Genomic DNA, 21,733 nt, shown 5'->3' on the forward strand with positions numbered 1-21,733 from the left:
TGGCTTCTTGTTGGAAGTCACCTGCCGCGCCGCGGCAAGCGGTCGCATCGGTGACTGGATCGGATTCTGTAGAGGCTTGTCCAATATTTCAAAGATTTTTAGGATATCGGCTGGATACTTTTCACATATATGGAACTGCGCCATCTCCGTTACTTCCTGGCCGTGGCCGATACCGGCCACATCACGCGCGCGGCCGAGCTGCTGGGCATGCAGCAGCCGCCGCTGTCGCAGCAGATCCGCGCGCTGGAGGAGGAGCTGGGCATTGCACTGTTCCGGCGCCACCCCAAGGGCGTGGACCTGACCGACGCGGGCCTGGAGCTGCAGGGCGAGGCCACGCGGCTGCTGGCCGACTTCACCGCCATGCGCGACCGCATGCAGGCCTTTGCGCGCGGCGAGCGCGGGCGCATCCATGTGGGCTTCACCAGCTCGGCGGCGGCCCATGCCTTCACGCCCGAGGTGCTGCGCCTGTGCCGTGGCCGCCATCCCGACATTGCGCTGGATGTGAGCGAGAACAATGCCGCCGAGATCACCGAGGCCGTGCAGGCCGGGCGCATGCACTGCGGCTTTCTGCGCGTGCCGGTGGCCCGGCCCGAAGGCCTGGTGTTCGAGACGCTGCTGCAGGAGCCCGCGCTGCTGGCCATTCCCGTGGACCACCGGCTGGCGCGCGATGCATCGCGGCCCGTGGCGCTCAGGCAGCTCGATGGCGAGCGCCTGATCCTTGTGCGGCGCACGGGCGCGCCGGGGCTGTATGCGAACCTGCTGGCGCTGTGCGCCCGGCACAAGGTACAGGTGGAGGTGGCCGCCGAGGTGGAACGCATGATGACCAATGTGAACCTGGTGGCGGCGGGCGTGGGCCTGTCCATCGTGCCGGCCTCGGTGCGCGGCGCCCATCCCGAGGCGGTGGTCTACCGCGCCTTCGAGCCCGCCGTGCGGCTGAGCGCCCCGCTCACCCTGGTGCACCGCGAGGCCGGCACGGAAACCGGCGGCGCAGGACCCGCGGCCACCTTCATTGCCCTGGCGCGCGAGCTGGCGCAGCGCCACCAGGCGCCGGGCGGCTGAGGCATGCGGGCACCGCAAGGCACCGATACCGGCCGGCGCGCCCTGCTGGCGGCCGCTGCCTGCGCGCTGGCCTGGCCCGCCCAGGCATGGCCGGCCCGGGCCGCCTGGCCGGGCGCCAGCGTGCGGATCGTGGTGGCCTACCCCGCAGGCGGTGTCAGCGACATGGTGGCCCGCGCCCTGGCCGAGCAACTGGCGCAGCAATGGGGCACGGCCGTGATCGTGGACAACCGCCCCGGCGCCAGCGGCACCGTGGCGCTGGAGCTGCTGGCGCGCAGCGCGCCCGACGGCCGCACCCTGGTCTTTGCCGCCGCCACCGCCGTGGGCCTGGCCGCAGCCTCCGTGACGCCCGTGGCCGGCGTGATGCGCACGCCCATGCTGCTGGTGGGCACGCCGGCGCTGAAGGCCGCAGATTTCGAAGGCATGCTGGCCGAGGCACGCGGCATGCCCGGCGGCATACGCTGGGCCACCACGGGCGAGGGCACGACGGGCCACGCCGTGCTGCAGCGCATAGAGCAGGCCACGCGCATTCCCATCGTGCATGTGCCCTACAAGGGCGGGGGCCAGCAGCTCAACGATGCGCTGGCCGGGCATTTCGAGCTGCTGTCCACCAATGTGGCGCCGCTGCAACTGCAGGCGCTGCGCGCGGGCCGCCTCAAGGCCCTGGCCGTGGGCGCGCCGCAGCGGCTGGCAGCCCTGCCCGATGTGCCCACGCTGGCGCAGCTGGGCCATGCGCAGGCCAACCTGGATTCGCTGTTCGGCCTGTTCGCGCCGCCGCAGATGGCGCCAGCGCTGGCCCAGCGCATCAATGCCGCGGTGGCCCAGGCGCTGCGCGCGCCGGCCATCCGCAGCCGGCTGGAGGCGGCCAGCAACCAGCCGTTCGAGGGTTCGGCCGCAGAGTTCGCGCAGCAGGTGATGCGCGAGGCCGGGCGCTGACCGCCCTGCATCGCTCCCCCCGCACCACGCCCTGCACCACGCCCTGCACCACGCCGGACGGGCTCAGCGCGCGTACTTCTTGGCCCCGGCCACGCAGACCACGGCTGCCATGGTGACCAGCACCATGCCCCAGCTCACCTGTTCATGCAGCAGCAGGGCCGCCAGGCCCAGGCCCATGAAGGGCTGCAGCAGCTGGATCTGGCCCACGGCCGCAATGCCGCCCTGCGCCAAGCCCCGGTACCAGAACACAAAGCCGATGAGCATGCTGAACAGCGAGACATAGGCCAGGCCCAGCCATGCGGGCCGGCCCACATCGGCCAGCGATGCCGGCATGCTGAGCAGGGCGGCCGGCAGCATGACGGGCAGGGCCAGCACCAGCGACCAGCTGATGACCTGCCAGCCGCCCAGCGTGCGCGACAGGCGCGCGCCCTCGGCATAGCCCAGGCCGCAGACGATGATGGCGGCCAGCATCAGCAGATCGCCGCGCAGCGAGCCCCCGGCCCCGCCCACGGCCGCATAGCCGGCCACGAAGGCCGCGCCCGCCAGCGAGAACAGCCAGAAGGCCGGGCGCGGCCGCTCGCCGCCGCGCAGCACGGCAAACACGGCCGTGGACAGGGGCAGCAGGCCCACGAAGACGATGGAATGCGCCGAGGTGACGTACTGCAGCGCCAGCGCGGTCAGCAGCGGAAAGCCCACCACGCCGCCCAGCGCGCTCAGCGCCAGCGAAGGCATGTCGGCACGCGCGGGCCGGGGCTGGCGCAGCGCCAGCAGCATGGCCAGGGCCAGCAATGCCGCGATGCTGGCGCGCGCACAGGTCAGGAAGGTGGGGTCCAGGTCGGCGACCGCCACGCGGGTGGCCGGCAGCGATCCCGCAAAGATCGCCACGCCGATGAATCCGTTGATCCACCCGCTGCTTGTCTTGTCCATCAAAAAGCTCCTTGGTTTGCAGCGGGCAGTGGGCCATTGCACGGCCGGATCTTCCATAGACAGTCCAATACAATTCAAAAGAACTGTTATGCACACAAATCCACTACAGAAGAGAGAGCAACCATGCGCAGCGGCACACGCATCCAGGCGGTGATGGAAGAGATCCAGTCGCGCATCGCCGCGCGCACCTACCTGCCCGGCACGCGCCTGCCCTCGGTGCGCGCGCAGGCGCAGGCCATGCAGGTGTCGGTGTCCACGGTGGTGGAGGCCTATGAGCGGCTGGCGGCCGAGGGGGTGATCGCCTCGCGCCCGGGCTCGGGCTTTTATGTGGCGGGGCCGGTGGCGCCGCTGGCGCTGGGCGGTATCGGGCCGCGCGTGGACAGGGAGGTCGACCCCCTGTGGCTGGCCCGCCAGTCGCTGCAGGCAGATGCCCACGCGCTCAAGCCGGGCTGCGGCTGGCTGCCGCCTTCATGGCTGTACGAGGAAGGCGTGCGCCGCGCGCTGCGCTCCCTGGCGCGCTCGGGCACGCTGGAGCTGACGGAGTACGCAACGCCGCTGGGCCACCCGGCACTGCGCCGCCTGCTGGCGCGGCGCATGGCCGCCATGGGGCTGGAGACCTCGCCCGAGCAGATCCTGCTGACGGAGTCTGGCACGCACTCCATCGACCTGGTCTGCCGTTTCCTGCTGGAGCCCGGCGATACGGTGCTGATCGACGACCCCTGCTATTTCAATTTCCATGCGCTGCTCAAGGCGCACCGCGTGCAGGCCGTGAGCGTGCCCTACACGCCGCAGGGGCCCGACGTGGCCCGGTTCGCCGACGCGCTGCAGGCCCATTCGCCACGCCTGTACATCACCAATTCGGCCATCCACAACCCGACGGGCGCCACGCTGTCGCCACTGGTGGCGCACCGCATCCTGAAGCTGGCCGACAGCTCGGACCTGGTGATCGTGGAGGACGACATCTTCTGCGACCTGGAGACCCATGCGGCGCCCCGGCTGGCGGCCTTCGACGGCCTGTCGCGCGTGATCCAGATCGGCAGCTTCTCCAAGACCGTGTCGGCCTCGCTGCGCTGCGGCTTCATCGCGGCGCGGCCCGACTGGACGCAGGACCTGGCGGACCTGAAGATCGCCACCAACTTCGGCGGCGGGCGCATGGCCGCCGACATCGTACTGCGCACGCTGACCGACAGCGGCTACCGCAGGCACATGGAGTCCGTGCGGCTGCGGCTGGCGCAGGAGATGGAACGCACGGCCGCGCGGCTGCAGGCCCTGGGCATGAAGCCCTGGCTGGTGCCGCAGGCCGGCATGTTCCTGTGGTGCCAGTTGCCCGGGGGCATGGATGCCACGGCGCTTGCGCGCACCTGCCTGGAAGATGGCGTGGTGCTGGCGCCCGGCAATGCCTTCAGCCAGTCGCAGAGCGCGGGCGATTTCCTGCGCTTCAATGTGGCGCAGTGCTCGGATGCGCGGATCTTCGAGGTGCTGGCGCGGGCGCTGAAGGGCTAGGCCGTTTCAGCCTGCAGCAGGCCGCGCACCCGTGCCTGCACGTGTTCCAGGGACGGCGGCAGGTCGAACAGCACGCGGTAGACGATGGGCGCGGCCAGCGCGTCGATCAGGGTGTCCGCAGCGGGCATCGCCTCGCCACGCCGCGCTGCGCGCTCGCCGATCTGCGCCAGTTGCCCGCGCAGGATTTCCACGCAGGCGCAGGGCGTGTGCTCGTTGCCCGCTGCGGCGGCCATGTCGCGCAGCATGGTGCGGCCCAGCGGCGAGGCCGATTCCTCCAGGAACTGCTCGGCCCAGGCCAGCAGGTCGCCCTCCAGCGTGCCCGTGTCCAGCGGCGGCGCCGTGGGCCGGATGATTTCCACGGCCACATCGGCCAGCAGCTGCTGTATGTCGCCCCAGCGCCGGTAGAGGGTGGACGGCGTCACGCCCGCCTGGGCGGCGATGAGCGGAAAGCTCAGTTCCTCGCGCGGCATGGTTTCCAGCAGGCCCTTGACGGTCTGGTAGACCGTGGCCTGGATGCGCGCGCTGCGTCCGCCGGGACGGGCGGGACCGCCTGTTTTGGAAAGGGATGGGACTTGCGTGCTCATGGTTATTAAAGCTAAAAATTTGCGTTAGCAGCGCACAAGCGCAGAATTCGCTAACGCAAAAACTTTGCATTAATTGTGCAGCAGGGCTCTTAACCATGTCGGTACTGCAACCATCCAACTCCACTCCCGCTGCCCGGCCCGGCCGCAGCCTGGCCGTCCTGGCCTTCGGCCTGGGCAGCTTCTTCGCCGCCTCCAGCGCACCCACGCCGCTGTACCGGCTCTACCAGCAGGACTGGGGCTTTTCCTCCGGCATGCTGACCCTGGTCTTCGCGGTCTATGCGCTGAGCCTGCTGCTGGCCCTGCTCACCACGGGCGCGCTGTCGGACCACCTGGGCCGCAAGCCCGTGATCCTGGCGGCGCTGGTGCTGGAGATCGTCTCGCTGGCGGTGTTCGCCCGCGCGGGCGACGTGCAGGCCCTGGTGCTGGCGCGCGTGCTGCAGGGCTTTGCCACCGGCATGGCCAGTGCGGCCATGGGCGCGGCGCTGCTGGACCTGCACCGCGAGCGCGGCACGCTGGTGAGCACCATGGCGCCCATGGTCGGCATGGCGGCGGGCATTGTCGTGGCGGGCGAGTTCGCGCAGCTGTGGCGCCAGCAGCTGGGCCTGGTGTTCTGGCTCATGGCGCTGATCTTCGTGGCCGTGGCCGCCGCCATGGCCGTGCTGCCCGAGACGGGCGCGCGCCGCCCCGGCGCACTGGCCGCCATGCGCCCCCGCGTGCGCATTCCGGGCCAGGCCCGGGCCGACTTCATGCGCGTGCTGCCCATGAGCATCACGGTGTGGGCGCTGGGGGGCTTTTACCTGTCGCTGGGCCCGTCGATGATCCGCTCGGTCACGGGCTCGGAGGTCGCCGCCAGCTTTGCCGTGTGCATCAACACGCTGAGCGCCGCCGCCGCCATCTGGACGCTGCGCAGCCGCGCGCCGCGCGCCATGCTGCAGTTCGGCGGCAGCGGCCTGCTGGCCGGGGTGGCCCTGCTGCTGGTCGGCGCCCATCTGCAAAGCCTGCCCCTGGTGCTGGGGGCATCAGTGGTGGCGGGCGCGGGCTTCGGCGTGGGCTTCCAGGGCGCGCTGCGCAGCGTGATCCCGCTGGCCGAGCCGCACGAGCGCGGCGCCCTGATCTCGGCCATCTACATCGCCAGCTATATGGCGTTCAGCATGCCGGCCATCGCGGCGGGCATGGCCGCCGCGCGCTTCGGCCTGTTGCCGGTGACCTATGCCTACGGCCTGATGCTGATGCTGTTCGCGGGCCTGGCGCTGGCGGGGACGCGCCAGCCCAGGCCGGTGGTGGCGTCCTGATGCGTTGGCTGGAAAAATAAAACCATAGCAATCCAGCCTTACTCCACCTGGTGATCAACGGGAAATAAGGGAGAAAATCTCAGCAGCAGCGCAAAAAAAGTCCAGCCGAACTTGCAGGATGGGCATGGCTTGTTCGGCATACGGGGAGTCACGCCACTTTTCCCAGCCACCATGCCACGCCCGCACTCCCGACAGCCCCAGCACGGCTGCCCCGCCGCCCCGGTGTGGCGTGCGTCCAGGGGCAGCGCCGTGCTGCTGGCAATCGCGCTGCTGCTGGCCGCTGCGGCGCCGGCACCCTCCCGGGCGGCGTCGTCAGCCCAGGCGGCGCAGCGCAGCTTTTCCGTTGCGGCCGGACCTCTCGCGCATGTGATCGCCCAGTACGCCAACCAGGCCGGTGTGGCGCTCTCGTTCGATGCGGCCCAACTGGGTCGGCGGCAGTCTCCGGGCCTGCAGGGCCGCTATGCCGTGGACGATGGTTTTGCGAGGCTGCTGCAGGGCACGGCGCTGCAGGCCGTGCACGAGTCCGGCGGCGTCTATACGCTGCGGCCCCTGCCAGCGGCGGCCTTGGGCACGAGCGGGCAGACGCTGGGCACGGTCACGGTCCGGGCCACGGCGCCGGCCAGTGCAACGACCGAAACCTCGGACAGCTATGCCGCCAGCCTGGTCACGGGCTACAAGGGGCTTCAGTCGGTGCGCGACATCCCGCAGCCCGTGACCGTGCTCACGCGCCAGTGGCTGGACGAGCAGGCCCTGCCCGACCTGCATGCCGTGCTGCAGCACACGCCGGGTGTGACGGTGGAGTACATCGACAGCGAGCGCATCGCCTATTACTCGCGCGGCTACCAGATCGATTCGCTGCAGGTGGACGGGCTCAATGTGAACCAGGTGGCCTCGGCCTCCACCTTCATCCAGCCCGACATGGCCATGCTGGACCGCGTGGAGGTGCTGCGCGGCGCCACGGGCCTGCTGCGTGGCGCGGGCTCGCCCTCGGCCATGGTGAACATGGTGCGCAAGCGGCCCACGGCGCAATGGCAGGGCTCGGCCGCGCTGACGCTGGGTTCCTGGGACCGCCAGCGCATGGAGGCCGACCTGTCCGGCCCTCTGAACGCAGCCGGCACGCTGCGCGGCCGGCTGGTGGCGCTGGCGGACGACAAGGCATCGTTCCAGACCGCGCGCAAGGAAAAGCGCCTGGGCCTGTACGGCGTGCTGGAGGCGGACCTGGGGCCGCGCACCACGCTCACGGCCGGCCTGCAGCACACGGACCTGCAGGCCACGGGCTCCTGGGGCGGCCTGCCCGCCGCCGCCGACGGCAGCCAGCTCGGCCTGCCGCGCAGCACCTACCTGGGCACGCCCTGGAATACCTGGGACCGCCACAACCAGCAGGCCTTTGCCGAGCTGGAGCACCGGATGGACAGCGGCTGGCAACTGAAGGCCCAGGCGGCGCACACGCGCTTTCGGTCGGACGGGTTCAAGCAGACCTCGTTTTCCAGGGCCAGCGACAGCAATCCCTACCTGTTCGACGTGAGCACCTCCATCTATGGCGGCGACGGCAGCACGCAGAACGCGCTGAGCCTGCTGGCCAGCGGCCCCTTCGAGGCCCTGGGCCGCAGGCACGAGCTGTCGCTGGGCGCCGACCTGCAGCGCATCCGCAGCACGGGCGCCACGGGCTACTGGGGCGTGAGCCCGCTGCGCAATGTGGACATCCGCGGCTGGAATCCGTACACCAGCTACCCCGAGCCCTTCTACAGCGAGGGCAACGGCAACGCCTATTCATCGCCCGTGTCCCACATCCACCAGTACGGCGGATTCGCGCGGGCCCGGCTGTCGCTGACCGACTCGCTCACCGCCATTGCCGGTGCGCGCCTGAGCTGGTGGAGCTATCTCGAACCCGGCAATGCCCAAAGCGGCTACAGCGTGCGCCGCGAGCTGACGCCCTATGCGGGCCTGGTGCATGCGCTGTCGGACACGCTCGACGCCTATGCCAGCTACAGCGAGATCTTCAGCCCCCAGGACAAGAAGGCCGCCGACGGCAGCATCCTGGCGCCCGCCCGGGGCGAGGACCTGGAGGCCGGGCTCAAGGGCAGTTTCATGGACGGCCGGCTGCAGGCCAGCGTGTCGGTGTTCCGCATCCAGCGCGTGGGCAGCGCCATGCAGGACACGGCATCGGCCATGCCATGCCTGCCGTGGTACCCGACCAGCCACTGCTTCATGGCCGGCGGCAAGAGCCGCAGCCAGGGCTGGGAGCTGGAGCTGTCCGGCGAGCCCGCGCCAGGCTGGCAGGTGCTGGCCGGCTACACCTACACCCAGGCCAGGTACCTGCGCGACGCTTCCGAGGCCAACGTGGGCCAGCCGCTGCGGCCCGTGGACCCGCGCCATGCGCTGCGCCTGTTTGCCAGCCACCGCTTCAAGGGGCCCTTGCAGGGATGGACCGCAGGCGCCGGCGTGCGGCTGCAAAGCGATGCCTACGCCAGCGTGGGCAATGCAACCACCCGCCAGGGTGGCTATGCGCTTTTTGACGCGCTGCTGGCCTACCGCCTGGACGACACCTACTCGCTGCAGCTGAACGTGAGCAACCTGCTGGACAAGCGCTACTACGCCAAGTTCTCGCCCAACAGCACCTACTTCAACAACTACTACGGCGATCCGCGCAACGTCACGGTGTCGCTGCGCGCGCTTCTAGGGCCACGGCCGGCCTGCCCTCCCCTCCCGGCTTTTCTTCCCGGTTTTTCCAACCTTTGCACATGACTGCCATGACGCACCACAGCACTCCTGCGGACTTCCGCTTCGCTCCCCATCCCCTCACGCGCCTGATCCGCCAATGCCTGGGCGCCGGCCTGGCCCTGGCCGCCGTGGGCGTGGCGGCCCAGACGGCCGAGGGCCCGGCCCTCAAGGAGGTGACGGTGAGCGACCAGGCCGAGGCCATCGGCGGACTGCAAAAGACCTATGCCGGCGGCCAGATCGCGCGCGGCGGCGACCTGGGCATCCTCGGCAAGACCGACCAGATGAACGTGCCCTTCAGCACGACCAACTACACCTCGGAGCTGATCGAGAACCAGCAGGCGCTGACCATCGCCGACGTGGTGATGAACGACGCCTCGGTGCGCACGCTGCAGGCGCGCGGCGGCTATGGCGATGACTTCCAGGTGCGGGGCTTTTCCCTGTCCATGCGCGATGTGTCGGTGAACGGCCTGTACGGCCTGTCGCCCTCCACGCGCCTGCCGCTGGAGGTGATCGAGCGCGTGGAAGTGCTCAAGGGCCCCGGCTCGCTGACCAATGGCGTGGGTCCCAGCGGCAGCATCGGCGGCAGCATCAACGTGGTGACCAAGCGCGCGGGCGACGTGCCGCTGAACCGCCTGACCGCCACCTACATGGGCAAGGCCCAGTTCGGCACCCACCTGGACGTGGGCCGCCGCTTTGGCGAAGACAACCAGTGGGGCGTGCGGGTGAACGGCGTGTGGCGCAACGGCGAAGGCAACATCGACGGCGGCCGCCAGCGCCTGGGCCTGGCCTCGGTGGGGCTGGACTACGAAGGCCAGGGCCTGCGCTGGTCGCTGGACGCGCTGACCACCAGCGGCAAGACCACGGAGTTCCGCCCGCAAAGCGCCTTCCTGGCCGGCATCACCCAGGTGCCCGCCGTGCCCGACAGCCGCATCAACTTCAACCCGGGCACGGAGCTGCTGGACAAGGCCAAGACCGTGATCTCGCGCGTGGAGTACGACATCAACGCCAACACCTCCGTCTACGGCGGCGTGGGCTACAGCGATGTGTCCAGCGACCAGAGCTTCCCCACGGCCGTGCAGCGCATCGACTCGCTGGGCAACTTCACGGTGCGCAACGGCTTCTACGACGAGTTCAACAAGACCACCTCGGCCGACGTGGGCCTGCGCACACGCTTCAAGACCGGCGCCATCGGCCACACCGTGGTGGCAGCGGCCAACTACATGGACCGCGAGAGCGGCTACTTCTACCAGCTGACCACCAAAGCCGTCCCCTCCAACATCTACAACCCGTCGCCCCTGCCTGCCATCGACTTCGTGCGCGGCGCGCCCACCAAGAACGCCGAGCTGACGCAGCACAGCCTGGCGCTGGCCGACACCATGGCGCTGTTCAGCGACCGCGTGCTGGTAACCGTGGGCCTGCGCGACCAGACCATCGACCAGAAGAACGCCAGCGGCACCACGCTGTACAAGGCCAGCGCCGTGACGCCGCTGGCCGGCGTGGTGTTCAAGCCGCAGAACCATGTCTCGGTCTACGCCAACTACACGGCTGGCCTGTCGGCAGGCGGCACGGCCGGGCCCAACACGGCCAATGCCGGCCAGGTGTTCGCGCCGCAGAAGTCCAAGCAGTACGAAGTGGGCGTGAAGGTGGACTGGGGCCGCATGACCACGCAGGCCGCGCTCTACCAGATCCAGCGCCCGGGCTCCATGACCGACCCGGTGACCAATGTCTACAGCTTCGGCGGCGAGACGCGCAACCGCGGCCTGGAGCTGACCGCCTACGGCGAGATCCACAAGGGCCTGCGCCTGCTGGCCAGCGCGGCCTTCAACAACGCCAAGCTCTCGCGCACGGCAGGCGGCGTGAACCAGGGCAACGATGCCAACGGCGTGCCCGAGCGCACCTTCAACCTGGGCCTGGACTGGGATACGCCCTGGGTGGAGGGCCTGAGCCTGAACGGCCGCGTGATCCACACCTCGTCCATGTACTACGACGCGGCCAACATCCTGCGCATGCCCGGCTGGACACGCATGGACCTGGGCGCACGCCTGCGCACCCATGTGGCCGGCAAGCCGGTGGTGCTGCGCGCCAGCCTGGAGAACGTCAGCAACAAGAGCTACTGGGTGACTGCCGCCGGCTACACCACCACGGGCGCGCCGCGCACGCTGATGCTGTCCGCACAAGTGGACTTCTAAGCCACCGGCCACCGGCAACCGCCCCGCCCCCGGCATGGCGCCGGGGGCGCGGTGATGGCGGGGGCCGCAGGCCCCCTTCTGTCAGAGAAAAAAACACCCCATGCAAAGCCACACGATCAAGACCTGGGCCTGGTTGCACAAATGGAGCAGCCTGGTCTGCACCGTCTTCATGCTGCTGCTGTGCCTGACCGGCCTTCCGCTGATCTTCCACCACGAAATCGGCCACCTGCTGGGCACCGAGGTGGAGGCCCCGCCCATGCCCCAGGGCACGCCCCATGCCAGCCTGGACAAGGTGCTGGAGGTGGCCCGTGCCCAGCACCCGGACCGCGTGGTGCAGTTCGTCTCCAAGTCCGACGACACCGACGACCTCTGGTTCGTCACCATGACGCCCACGCCGGCGCCCACGGACGATTTCCGCTCCGTGGTCATCGATGCGCGCACGGCCGAGCTGCTGGCCCAGCCGCGCTTCGACCAGGGCTTCATGTGGGTCATGTTCAAGCTGCACGTGGACCTGTTCGCGGGGCTGCCGGGCAAGCTGTTCCTGGGCTTCATGGGGCTGCTGCTGCTGATCGCCATCGTCAGCGGCGTGGTGCTGTACGCGCCCTTCATGCGCAAGCTCGATTTCGGCACCGTGCGCCGCACGCGCCAGCCGCGCCTGAAGTGGCTGGACCTGCACAACCTGCTGGGCATCGTCACGCTGGTGTGGCTGTTCGTGGTGGGCGCCACCGGCATGATCAATACCTGGGCCGACCTGCTGATCAAGTACTGGCAGCATGACCAGCTCAGCAGCGTGCTGGCGCCCTACCAGGGCCAGGACACGGTGCCGGTGGCGGAGCGCGCCTCGCTGCAGCAATCGCTGCAGGCCGCCCAGCAGCAGGTGCCGGGCACCAGGCTGTACTTCATCGCCTTCCCCGGCACCACGTTCTCCAGCCCGCACCACCACACCTTCTTCCTGCGCGGCAACGAGCCCCTGACCTCGCGCCTGTTCCTGCCCGTGCTGGTGGACGCCAGGACCGCCCAGGTCACGGCCGCGCCCGCCCTGCCCTGGTATCTGACGGCGCTGCTGGTGTCCCAGCCGCTGCACTTCGGCGACTACGGCGGGCGGGCCATGCAGATCCTCTGGGCGTTGCTGGACATCGCCAGCATCATCGTGCTGGGCACCGGCCTGTACCTGTGGGTCAAAAAGGGCAAGAGCCTGCCGGCCGCGCAGCCCGCGCCGCGCGGCAAGGAGGTCTCGGCATGAGCGGCGCGCGACACCGGGGCTTTCTCGCCCTCTGGGGCTGGCCCATCGCGCTGGGCGTGCTGACGGCCATCGGCCTGGTCTCGGCCCTGTTCAGCGACGGCGGCCTTGGCGACATGCTGGCCGGAGTCTGCCTGGCCGTTCCCACGGCGGCAGGGATCTGGCATGGATGGCTGCGGCGCAGGCCGCCGGGCTGAAGCCGGGGCAGGCCGGCACGGCGCTCAGTCGCGCGGGTCGCGCTGGCCTGCGCTTTCCAGCAGCTGCTGCAAGGCTTCGCCCAGTGGCCGCCAGACATCGGTGACACCGGCCCAGTCGCCGGCCAGGCAGGCCTGCTCCAGGCTCCTGGTCAGTCCGCTGGCCCGCTCCTGTCCCAGCAGGCGCAAAACGCTCTGCAGGCTGTGCGCCTGCCTGCGCAGGGCCATGGCGTTCTGCTCCGCGATAAGGACCTCCATCCGGGCGATATCGTCGGGCAAGTGTGCAAGGCAGATGTCACGGTAGCTGTGGAACAGGCCTGCGTCGCCACCAAAGAAATTGGCGATGGCGAGCGCGTCCGACGGCGCCTCCGGTTGCACATCCGGTCGCACATCCGGCTGCGCATCGGCGCCCTCGCCCGTCCCGGCCTCCTGCCTGGGAGGGGGAGGCGGCGCATGCTGCTGGAGCACCGACTCCACGCAGTCCACCAGTTGCGCCACCGACACCGGCTTGAGCAGCACGCGCCACACCTTCAACTGCTCCAGCTGCAGCGCAACATCGGCCCGCACGCCCGCACTGAAGACCACGGCGCAGCAGCCCGCCTGCGGCGAGCGGCGCAGCCACTCGATCAGCTCCACGCCGGAGGCGCCGGGCAGCATCAGATCGGTGATCAGCAGGGCAAAGGGCTGGGTTTGCAGCAGTTGCTGGGCCTGCTCCGCACTCGTGCAAGACACCAGCGTGAGGGGCAGGCCCTCCAGCGCCAGCGCAACGAACCGCGCAATCGAGGCATCGTCCTCGACCAGCAGGACCGCGGGAAGGGGCGCGTTCACGCCGCCGGCCCGCCCAGCAGCCCGCCCAGCGCTTCGGGCAGTTCCTGCACCAGCTGGGGCTTGTGGATCACGCGCACGCCGCCCAATGCGAAGGCATAGGCCTCGCGCTCTGACGCCTCCAGCGAGGTGACCACCAGCAGCTTGCAGCGCGCGAACTGCTCATGGGTGCGCAAGGTGGTGATCAGTGCGGCGCCGTCGATGTCGGGCAGCAGGATGTCCACCAGCAGCACATCGGGCTGGATCTGGCCGTACAGCGCCATGCCCGTGATCCCGTCGTTCGCCACATGCAGCTGGACGTCGGGAAAGTGACGCTGCACCAGCATGCGCACCAGATTCTGGAAGTGCACGGAGTCCTCGATCAGCAGCACGCGCTGCCCGGTGCCCGAACCCGCCTGAGCAGGGGCCGGCGCCTGTGCCACCGCTGGTGCGCCGGGCACCCCGGGCGCTGCGCGCTCGCCCTGCCTGCTGCGCCAGCGCTCCACGGAAGCGCGCGTAATGCGGCGATGGCCTCCGGGCGTCTTCCAGGCCTCCAGCTCGCCGCGATCGACCATGAGCTGGACCGATCGCACGGCCATGCCCAGCAGCTTTGCCACCTCGGCAGTCGTGTAGTGCGGAATTTGGCCTGATGGGGTGCTGTTCTCGGACATGGCAGCAATTTTGCATCAAATACGATTGAAAAATTCAATATAAATTTGATGAATTTGATATTTATGATTTAACCTCACGCAGCCCCCTTCAACTGCGTTGTGAAAGGTCCGCCATGAAGAAGATACTGATCGTCGAAGACCAGGCCGACATCCGCAAACTGCTGCGCATGACGCTGGAGTCCGGCGCCTACGAGGTCATGGAGGTGCCCACCGCCGACGAAGCCTGGGCCGTGGCCCAGCGCAACAAGCCCGATATCGTGCTGCTGGACATGATGATGCCCGGCACGCTGGACGGCCTGGAGGTGTGCTGTCGCATCAAGACCTCCTACGATCTGCGGCATACCCTGGTGGTGCTGCTCACCGCCCGGGACAGCGCAGAGGACCGCGAGGCGGGCTTCAATGCGGGCGCCGACGAATACCTGGTCAAGCCCTTCAGCCCGACCCGGCTGCTGCAGATCCTGGCCAGCCTTGAAAGGAGCGACTGATGATGATGCGCGCACGGGAGACCGGCCGCGTGGACCTGTCCATGGCAGACGGCCCGTCCAGCCGCAGGCTGGCGGACGGCTGGCACTGGATGCAGGCGTTCGCGCCGGCCCGGCCCGTTCCTGTGCCGCACGACGGGTTGACCGCCATCGTCGCGCCCCGGAATTTCTGATGGAGCATCTTCATCATGTCTGATCGAGCTACCGCGCATCATTTCCTGGGTGCCGGACGCAGCGCCCACATCAAGGCACTGGTGCTGACCTTTGCCCTGTGCGTGCTTGCCGGGCTGGTGCTCTTCGTCTGGAGCCAGCTGCACGCCGAGGCCGACCAGAGCAAGTCCCAGGCCGCACTGCTGGCGCGCGTGCTGGAGGACCAGACGGCCAAGACCTTCGAGAACACAGAAATGGCCCTGTCCAGCCTGGCGCACCACCCCGCCATCCTGGCCGCCGGCAGCACGCGCAGCACGCGCGAGGCCGCCATGGCCCAGCTGATCGCCCAGCTGCCCTACCTGCGCAGCATGGCCCTGCTCGACGACAAGGGACTCATCCTGGCCAGCACCCAGGCGGGCGAGGCCGGCCAGCAGATCGACATGCAGGAGCTGCTGCACGACAAGAGCGCCGTCGTCGTGCCCGGCAAGCCCCTGCTGGGCCGGCTGGTGCCCGGCCGTGGCCTGTCGGCCCTGGCGCCCCGCGCGCACCCGTCGCCGCGCGGCGTATCGTTTCTGCCGCAGCTGCTGGGCTTTCACCAGGACAACGGCATGCCCGCCGTGCTGGTGGCCCTGATCAACCCCGACGCCGTGGCCAACTTCTACCAGGCCACGCTGGAGATCCTCAGCTACGAGGCCGTGCTGCTGACCTACGACGGCCGGCCGCTGGCCAGCACCAATGCGGGCACGGGCGTGCAGGCGACCGCCGTGCTGCAGACACCGCTGTTCCGGCAGTGGCTGCCGCACAGCGAATTCGGCTCCTACATCGGCGCGGGCATGCTCGGCTCCCATGAGATCGTGTCGTTTCGCACCGTGCGCAACTGGCCGCTGCTGCTGGTGGTGGAGGAGCCCTACGCAGCCCTGGTGGCGCGCTGGAGGGATGACGCCTTCGCCTTCTTCGTGGCCGGCGTGGCCCTGCTGGCCCTGGTGCTGGGCCTGAGCTGGTCGGTGCTCAAGACGCGCAGGGAGCAGAAGACGGCACAGCAGGCCATGGAGCAGGCCCAGGCACGCCTGGCGCGCAGCGAGCACGAGATGGCCGTGCTCATGCGCAGCGTGCAGGAGCTGATCTTTCGCACCGACAGCGAGGGTCTGCTGACCTTCGTGAACGCACGTTGGGAACAGCTGACCGGCCAGCCCAGCTCCGAGGCCGTAGGGCAGCCGCTGGAGAACATCGTGGACGGCCCGTACCGCGCGCAGATCCAGGCCCTGCTCGATCCCCTGGCCCGGCTGGCGCCGCGCAACTGCCAGGCCATGTTCCAGTTGCCGGGCCACCGGGAAATACTCTGCGACATCGCCGTCGTCCCCCTGCTGCGCGACGGCCGGCTCGTGGGCTTCGCGGGCAGCGCCGTGGACGTGACGGCCCGCTGGAAGGCGCAGCAGGAGCTGCAGACCCAGCTGGCCTTCCAGCACCTGCTGTTCGAGACCACGCCCCTGCCCATGCTGGTCACCGACGCGGACCACCGCGTGGTACTGGTCAACAAGGCCTGGGAGGACTTCTTCGGCCGCGGCCGCTATGCCGTGCTCGGCCACGAGATCAAGGGACTGCACTCGCGCGACGATGCCCTGCTGCAGATACGCAGCAACCAGGTCGTGATGCGCTCGGGCCAGCGCATGGTGCTGGAGGCCCGGCTGCCCCACGTGGACGGCAGCTACCGCGACGTGCAGATCTCCAAGGCGGCGGTCAAGGATGCCCAGGGGCAGACCACCGGCGTGCTCAGCATCTTTGTGGATGTGAGCGAATTCCGCGCGGCCGAGCATGCCACGCGCGAGGCCCGCGACGCGGCCGAGGAGGCCTTCCGCGTGAAGTCGGAATTCGTCGCCAACATGAGCCATGAGCTGCGCACCCCGCTGCAGTCCATCATGGGCTTTGCCGAGCTGGGCAGCCTGCGCTCGCGCGGCAATCCCGCCATGGCCGACATGTTCAACGACATCCATGCGGCGGGCCAGCGCATGCTGGCCCTGGTCAATGACCTGCTCGATGTGGCCAAGCTGGACAGCGCCGTGGGAACCATCCACCTGGAGCGCACGGACCTGCGCAGCCTGATCCGGCCGGTCGTGCGCGAGCTGGAGCCGCAGCAGCAGCACAAGCTCATCGACCTGCGGCTCGAACTCGACGACGCCCCGCTGATCGCCAAGGCCGACCCCGTGCGCTTCCAGCAGGTGGTGCGCAATGTGCTGGCCAATGCCATCAAGTTCTCGCCCATCGGCGGGCGCATCGATGTGCAGGGCCGCATCGACGGGCAGGGCGACATCTGCATCGCCTTCTCCGACCAGGGCCCGGGCATTCCGCCACAGGAGCTGGACAAGATCTTCCAGCCCTTCGTGCAGTCCAGCAAGACCCGTAACGGCTCGGGCGGCACGGGCCTGGGGCTGGCCATCTGCCGCAAGATCATCGACGCCATGGACGGCACCATCGTGGCCAGCAACCGGCCCGAGGGCGGCTCGCTGTTTCGCATCACCCTTCCCTGCCGCAGCGCATCGGAGACGCGCCCGGCGGAGCTGCTGTAGCGGCACCGCCGGCCGGCGCGCCTGCGGCCGGCAAACGGGTGGTGAACAAGTGGCAAACGGGCGGCAACAAATGAGAAAAAGTCTCATTTAGAATGCCAGCACTTCGTCCCGCCCTGCCCGCCTGCCTTCCCTCCCCGCTTGCTTGTATGACACGCCATCCGACTCCTGCCGCCTGGCTGGGCCTGGACCTGCACTGGGCCTATGGCAGCCTGCTGCCCGCCATCTGGCGCAGCACGCGCTGCATCCACCGCGCGCAGGATGTGCTGCATGACGCCTTCGTGCGCTACGCCCTCAGCGGCCGGCACGAAGGCATCGCTCAGCCGCATGCCTACCTGCGCGTGGTGGCGCGCACCGTGCTGGCCGACCAGATGGCGCATGAGCGCCGCTTCGTGCCCCTGCCCGAGCTGGCAGGCGAGGCCGGCGCCGCGCAGCACCCGGTGGCACGCGCGGACGAAATCGCCTTGCAGGAAGCCTTCACGGTGCCTTCGGCCGAGATGCTGGCCGACCTGCAGCAGCGCCTGGGCGCCGTGCAGCGTGTCATCCAGGGATTGCCTGCGCGCTGCCGCGAGGTGTTCTGGCTGTGCAAGGTGGAAGGCCACTCCCAGCCCCAGATTGCCGCCATGCTGGGCATCAGCCTGAACATGGTGGAGCGCCACCTGATGCGCGCCCTGCTGGACCTGCGCGCCGCACGCGAGCTGCTCGCGCCATGAGCACGCCGCGCGAGGAAGCCGCGCGCTGGTTCATACGCATGCACCGGGATGCGGGAGCGCGGCCGGGCGCCGCCGATGCCGCTGCCTGGCGCCGCTGGATGGACGCCGACCCGCGCCACGCCGCCGAATACGCCGCCTTCGAGGCGCTGTGGCAGGACTTCGACTCCACGCCCCGCACCGAGGCCCTGGCCACGGCGGTGGACACCGCCGCACGCCAGCGCCGCGACACACGCAGCAACGCGCGCCGCGCGATCATCACCCGCGGCGTGCTGGGCGTTGCCGGCCTGGGCACGGCGGGCCTGCTGGCATGGCGCGGCTGGCTTGAATGGCAGGACACCACCGTGTTCGCCCTGGCCCGCGACAGTGCGATTGGCGAACGCATCGTGCTGAACCTGCCCGACGCCAGCGTGCTGACCCTGGGACCGGCCAGCCGCATCGCCACGCGCTACACACGCCGCCAGCGCGCCGTGGTGCTGGAGCAGGGCGAGGCCCTGTTCGACGTGGCCAGGGATGCAGGCCGCCCCTTCACCATCGCCGCCGGCCAGGCCCGCATCACCGTGCTGGGCACGCGCTTCACCGTCAACCGCCTGCCGGGACTGGTGCGGGTGGGCGTGGAGCATGGAACGGTGCGTTTGGCGGTGAAAGGTGGTGACGGAGAACCGTCCTTGCTGCTGCAGGCGGGCGAAGTGGGGGAACTGCCGGACGAAAGCGCCGGTGCCGCCCCCGGTGCCGCACCCGGAGCCGATGGCGCCCACGCCAGCCCCCTCCCCCGCCGCGTGCAACGCGATGCGCGCGACAGCTTCTCGTCCATCGAACGCGGCCTCATCGTCTTCGACAGCGCCGGGCTGGGCGAGATCGCGGCCACGCTGTCGCGCTGGCGCCGCCAGCCCGTGCGTGCGGCCGTAGCCGACGGCACGGGCGGGCCGCGCATCACGGCCGCCTTGCAGCGCGCCGATGTGGAGAGTTTCCTGGACGCGCTGCCGCGCATCGCCGCCGTGCGCGTGCAGGAGCGCGACGGCGCCACCTGGCTGGCCCCGCGCAGCACGGCGCCGGAAAAAATCCGGAAAAACTGAAAAAAAGCGGCCAACGCACATCAGGGATCCGGCGGGCTGCCCCGTCATACAGGCGAGCACAACCGATACCCAGGAGAACGTTCCCGCCATGCCCGCCCGCCCTCTTTCCTCCCGCCCGGCACGCGCCTGCCTGTCCCTGCTCGCCTGCGCGGCGGCACTGGCCTGCACGCCAGCCCTGGCCGCCCCTGCCGACATCGACCTGCCGGCCCAGCCACTGGCCGACGCCATCAAGGCCCTGGCGCGCGCCACCGGCACCAGCATCGCGGCCGACAGCGCCCTGCTCGCAGGCAAGTCCGCGCCCGCCGTCCAGGGCCGCCTGGAGCCGGCCGAGGCACTGCAGCGCCTGCTGGCCGGCAGCGGCCTGCAAGCCTCTGCCCAGCCCCAGGGCGGCTGGCTGCTGCGCCCCGCCCCGGCGCGCCCGCAGACCGCGCTGGACGAAGTGCGGGTGACAGCCACGGCCCTGCGCGACGGCCGCACGGAAGGCACGGGCAGCTACCGGGCGCCCTATGCCAGCGCGGCCACCAAGATCGAGCTGACGGCCCGGGAGACGCCGCAGTCCGTGTCCGTGATCTCGCGCGCACGACTCGATGACCAGAACTTCGTGGAGCTCACCGAAGCCGCCAAGGTGGTGCCCGGCATCGTCGTGCGCCGGCAAAGCAGCCCGGGCGGGCGCAGCGACATCCTCTCGCGCGGCTACCAGTCGTCCACCTACCAGTTGGACGGTCTCACCGTCAGCGGCAACCCGGCCACCCAGGAAACGCTGGACCTGGCCCTGTTCGACCGGGTCGAGGCCCTGCGCGGGCCGGCCGGGCTGTTCTCGGGCGCGGGCGAGCCCAGCGTCATGCTCAACCTGGTGCGCAAGCGCGCCCTGCCGGACTACCAGGGCCAGGGCGCCATCGGCCTGGGCTCGCGGGGCCGCAAGCGGGCCGAGGTGGATGTCACCGGCCCGCTGTCCGAAGATGGCCGCCTGCGTGGCCGGGTGGTGGCGCTGCACGAGAACTTCGGCAGCCCCGTGATGGCCATGGACGGCCACAAGCAGGCCCTGTACGGCACGGTAGAGCTGGACATCACTTCCCAAAGCACGGTCTCGGTGGGCGCCACCTGGCAGCGCGGCCGGGGCAACTACGACACCGGCCTGCCGGCCCACGCTGACGGCAGGCTGGCCCCCATTCCGCGCGACGTGGCCATTGCCGCCGACTGGGGCCGCGCCGCGCCCGAATCGCTGGCCGGCTTCATCGAGTCGGAGACGCGGCTCGACGGCGGCGGCCTGTTCAAGCTGGCCGCGCGCCGTGTGCTGCGCCAGCAGCGCGACAAGTACATCAACGGCTACTCGGCCGTCTCTGACACCGGCATCAGCCGCCTCACCCAGGCCCAGACCGTGGACCGCGACTATGCTGACACCACGGCCGACATCTACTACAGCACCCCCTGGCAATGGGCCGGGCAGACGCACCATTTCATCGCGGGCGCGGACTACCGCAGCTCCAACATGCACCTGCGCATGCTGCGCGGCGCCATGAACACGCCGGCCGACCTGTTCCACTACGACCCCTCCTCCATCCCCGAGCCCAGCTTCAAGCCCTTTGCCGACGACATTACGCGCACCAGCCTGCGCGGCGTCTACGGCCAGTTGCGCATCAAGCCCACGCAGGCCCTCACCCTGGTGGCGGGCGCGCGCAAGAGCTGGTGGAAGACAGAAACCTCGGATCGGCTGCAGAACACGCGCTCGGGCTACGAGGTCGATGGCCAGTTCACGCCCTTCGCCGCCGTGCTCTTCGATCTGAACGACAGCTGGACGCTCTACGCCAGCCAGTCGCGCATCTTCCAGCCGCAAGGCGGGCGCCTGGCCGGTGGCGGCCAGATCGCCCCGCGCGAGGGCCGGCAGGTGGAGGCCGGCATCAAGGGCAGCCTGCTGGACGGACGCCTGAATGCCACCGCCGCCGTCTACCGCATGCAGGACACCAACCGCGCGCTGGCCGACCCCGCCGACGCCGCCTTCGTCATCCCCGCAGGCAAGGTGCGCTCCGAAGGCTTCGAGGCCGAAGTGGTCGGCTCGCTGTCGCCGCGCTGGGACGTGGCGGCCAGCTACGCCTACATGCGCTCCAAATACCTGCAGGGCACCGTCACGCAGACGGGCACCGACTTCAGCACCATGTCGCCGCGCCACAGCGTGAACCTGTGGGCGCGCTACCGCGTGGCCGGCCCCGTGGCCCAGGGGCTGGAGCTGGGCGCGGGCGTGCGCGCCGTCAGCGAGTTCTACGACACCCTGGGCACCGTGCGCTGGCGAGCGGGCGGCTACGGCGTCTGGTCCGTCTATGCCGCCTACCCGCTCACCCCCCAGGTCAAGCTGGCCGTGAACATCGACAACCTCTTCGACCGCGTCTACTGGGAGCGCGTGGGCACGGCCACGCGCAGCAACTACTACGGCCTGCCGCGCAGCATCATGGTCACGCTGCGCAGCAGTTTCTGATCCCGTCGCCACAGGGCGTGCGCAGCACAAGGCTGCCGCGCCCCCTGCCTGCCGCGCAGGCATTCAACACATCGACACCATCGAATGATTTCTCACAAATAATTCAATAGATCCACACAATGCATGGATTTACGCTTGTGTCCATTGCTGGCAGCCGCCGCCAGCCA

Annotated in this window: 18 protein-coding genes; 14 read left to right on the plus strand and 4 right to left on the minus strand. The window is 69.7% G+C overall.

The features are described 5' to 3' along the window. Positions 1-129: 129 nt before the first annotated feature. Positions 130-1,059, plus strand: coding sequence for a LysR family transcriptional regulator (locus AAN986_RS22340; RefSeq protein WP_012203818.1), 930 nt, complete (start codon positions 130-132; stop codon positions 1,057-1,059). Between the two features lie 3 nt (positions 1,060-1,062). Further along, positions 1,063-1,992 (plus strand): tripartite tricarboxylate transporter substrate binding protein, encoded by a 930-nt coding sequence (locus AAN986_RS22345; RefSeq protein ID WP_047219779.1) that lies wholly within the window; start codon positions 1,063-1,065, stop codon positions 1,990-1,992. Between the two features lie 63 nt (positions 1,993-2,055). Here the strand turns inward: AAN986_RS22345 and AAN986_RS22350 are convergent, their stop codons facing one another. Then, entirely contained in the window at positions 2,056-2,919 is an 864-nt protein-coding gene (locus AAN986_RS22350) for a DMT family transporter (protein WP_012203816.1), read from the minus strand. 123 nt (positions 2,920-3,042) lie between these two features. On the opposite strand from AAN986_RS22350, the gene AAN986_RS22355 reads away from it, so the two are divergent. Beyond that, on the plus strand, positions 3,043-4,422 hold the full coding sequence (locus AAN986_RS22355) for a PLP-dependent aminotransferase family protein (RefSeq protein WP_047219778.1): 1,380 nt from the start codon (positions 3,043-3,045) through the stop codon (positions 4,420-4,422). Here AAN986_RS22355 and AAN986_RS22360 read toward each other — a convergent pair. Continuing rightward, positions 4,419-5,006, minus strand: coding sequence for a TetR/AcrR family transcriptional regulator (locus AAN986_RS22360; RefSeq protein ID WP_012203814.1), 588 nt, complete (start codon positions 5,004-5,006; stop codon positions 4,419-4,421). The two genes, AAN986_RS22355 and AAN986_RS22360, sit on opposite strands and share 4 nt — an antisense overlap. Positions 5,007-5,101: 95 nt before the next feature. Here AAN986_RS22360 and AAN986_RS22365 point away from each other — a divergent pair, with 95 nt between their 5' ends. The 5 genes from AAN986_RS22365 (at position 5,102) to AAN986_RS22385 (ending at position 12,645) form a co-directional block, all read left to right on the plus strand. Next, on the plus strand, positions 5,102-6,298 hold the full coding sequence (locus AAN986_RS22365) for an MFS transporter (protein WP_047219777.1): 1,197 nt from the start codon (positions 5,102-5,104) through the stop codon (positions 6,296-6,298). 249 nt (positions 6,299-6,547) lie between these two features. Further along, entirely contained in the window at positions 6,548-9,043 is a 2,496-nt protein-coding gene (locus AAN986_RS22370) for a TonB-dependent receptor (RefSeq protein WP_241150463.1), read from the plus strand. Continuing rightward, positions 9,040-11,208, plus strand: coding sequence for a TonB-dependent siderophore receptor (locus AAN986_RS22375; RefSeq protein WP_047219776.1), 2,169 nt, complete (start codon positions 9,040-9,042; stop codon positions 11,206-11,208). The genes AAN986_RS22370 and AAN986_RS22375 overlap by 4 nt, the downstream gene beginning before the upstream one ends. 100 nt (positions 11,209-11,308) lie before the next feature. Further along, complete coding sequence (locus AAN986_RS22380; protein WP_047219775.1) at positions 11,309-12,451, plus strand: PepSY domain-containing protein; 1,143 nt, start codon at positions 11,309-11,311, stop codon at positions 12,449-12,451. Then, a complete protein-coding gene (locus tag AAN986_RS22385; protein ID WP_016450117.1) occupies positions 12,448-12,645 on the plus strand; it encodes a hypothetical protein in 198 nt (65 codons plus the stop codon). The genes AAN986_RS22380 and AAN986_RS22385 overlap by 4 nt, the downstream gene beginning before the upstream one ends. Before the next feature lie 24 nt (positions 12,646-12,669). Here AAN986_RS22385 and AAN986_RS22390 read toward each other — a convergent pair whose 3' ends face one another. Both AAN986_RS22390 and AAN986_RS22395 read right to left on the minus strand, forming a co-directional pair. After that, positions 12,670-13,470 carry a response regulator gene (locus AAN986_RS22390; protein ID WP_047219774.1) on the minus strand — a complete coding sequence of 267 codons (801 nt, stop codon included), beginning with the start codon at positions 13,468-13,470 and terminating at the stop codon, positions 12,670-12,672. Further along, entirely contained in the window at positions 13,467-14,117 is a 651-nt protein-coding gene (locus tag AAN986_RS22395) for a response regulator (RefSeq protein WP_016450119.1), read from the minus strand. The genes AAN986_RS22390 and AAN986_RS22395 overlap by 4 nt, the downstream gene beginning before the upstream one ends. Positions 14,118-14,230: 113 nt before the next feature. On the opposite strand from AAN986_RS22395, the gene AAN986_RS22400 reads away from it, so the two are divergent. From AAN986_RS22400 to AAN986_RS22425, 6 genes are all read left to right on the plus strand, one after another. Continuing rightward, the gene (locus AAN986_RS22400; protein ID WP_017407052.1) at positions 14,231-14,602 is read left to right on the plus strand and encodes a response regulator; all 372 of its coding nucleotides are present in this window, start codon (positions 14,231-14,233) and stop codon (positions 14,600-14,602) included. Then, positions 14,602-14,772, plus strand: coding sequence for a hypothetical protein (locus tag AAN986_RS22405; protein ID WP_017407051.1), 171 nt, complete (start codon positions 14,602-14,604; stop codon positions 14,770-14,772). Before AAN986_RS22400 ends, AAN986_RS22405 begins: the two co-directional genes overlap by 1 nt. A 15-nt stretch (positions 14,773-14,787) precedes the next feature. Further along, positions 14,788-17,313: an ATP-binding protein gene (locus AAN986_RS22410; protein WP_154835356.1), complete on the plus strand. Its 2,526-nt coding sequence runs from the start codon at positions 14,788-14,790 to the stop codon at positions 17,311-17,313. Between the two features lie 146 nt (positions 17,314-17,459). Then, positions 17,460-18,023, plus strand: coding sequence for an RNA polymerase sigma factor (locus AAN986_RS22415; protein ID WP_047217939.1), 564 nt, complete (start codon positions 17,460-17,462; stop codon positions 18,021-18,023). After that, on the plus strand, positions 18,020-19,096 hold the full coding sequence (locus tag AAN986_RS22420) for a FecR domain-containing protein (protein ID WP_047217940.1): 1,077 nt from the start codon (positions 18,020-18,022) through the stop codon (positions 19,094-19,096). The genes AAN986_RS22415 and AAN986_RS22420 overlap by 4 nt, the downstream gene beginning before the upstream one ends. Before the next feature lie 88 nt (positions 19,097-19,184). Then, positions 19,185-21,566, plus strand: a complete 2,382-nt coding sequence (locus tag AAN986_RS22425) for a TonB-dependent siderophore receptor (protein ID WP_047217941.1) — start codon at positions 19,185-19,187, stop codon at positions 21,564-21,566. Positions 21,567-21,733 lie beyond the last annotated feature (167 nt).

Source organism: Delftia sp. DS1230 (genome assembly GCF_040112715.1).
Classification (GTDB): domain Bacteria; phylum Pseudomonadota; class Gammaproteobacteria; order Burkholderiales; family Burkholderiaceae_C; genus Comamonas; species Comamonas tsuruhatensis.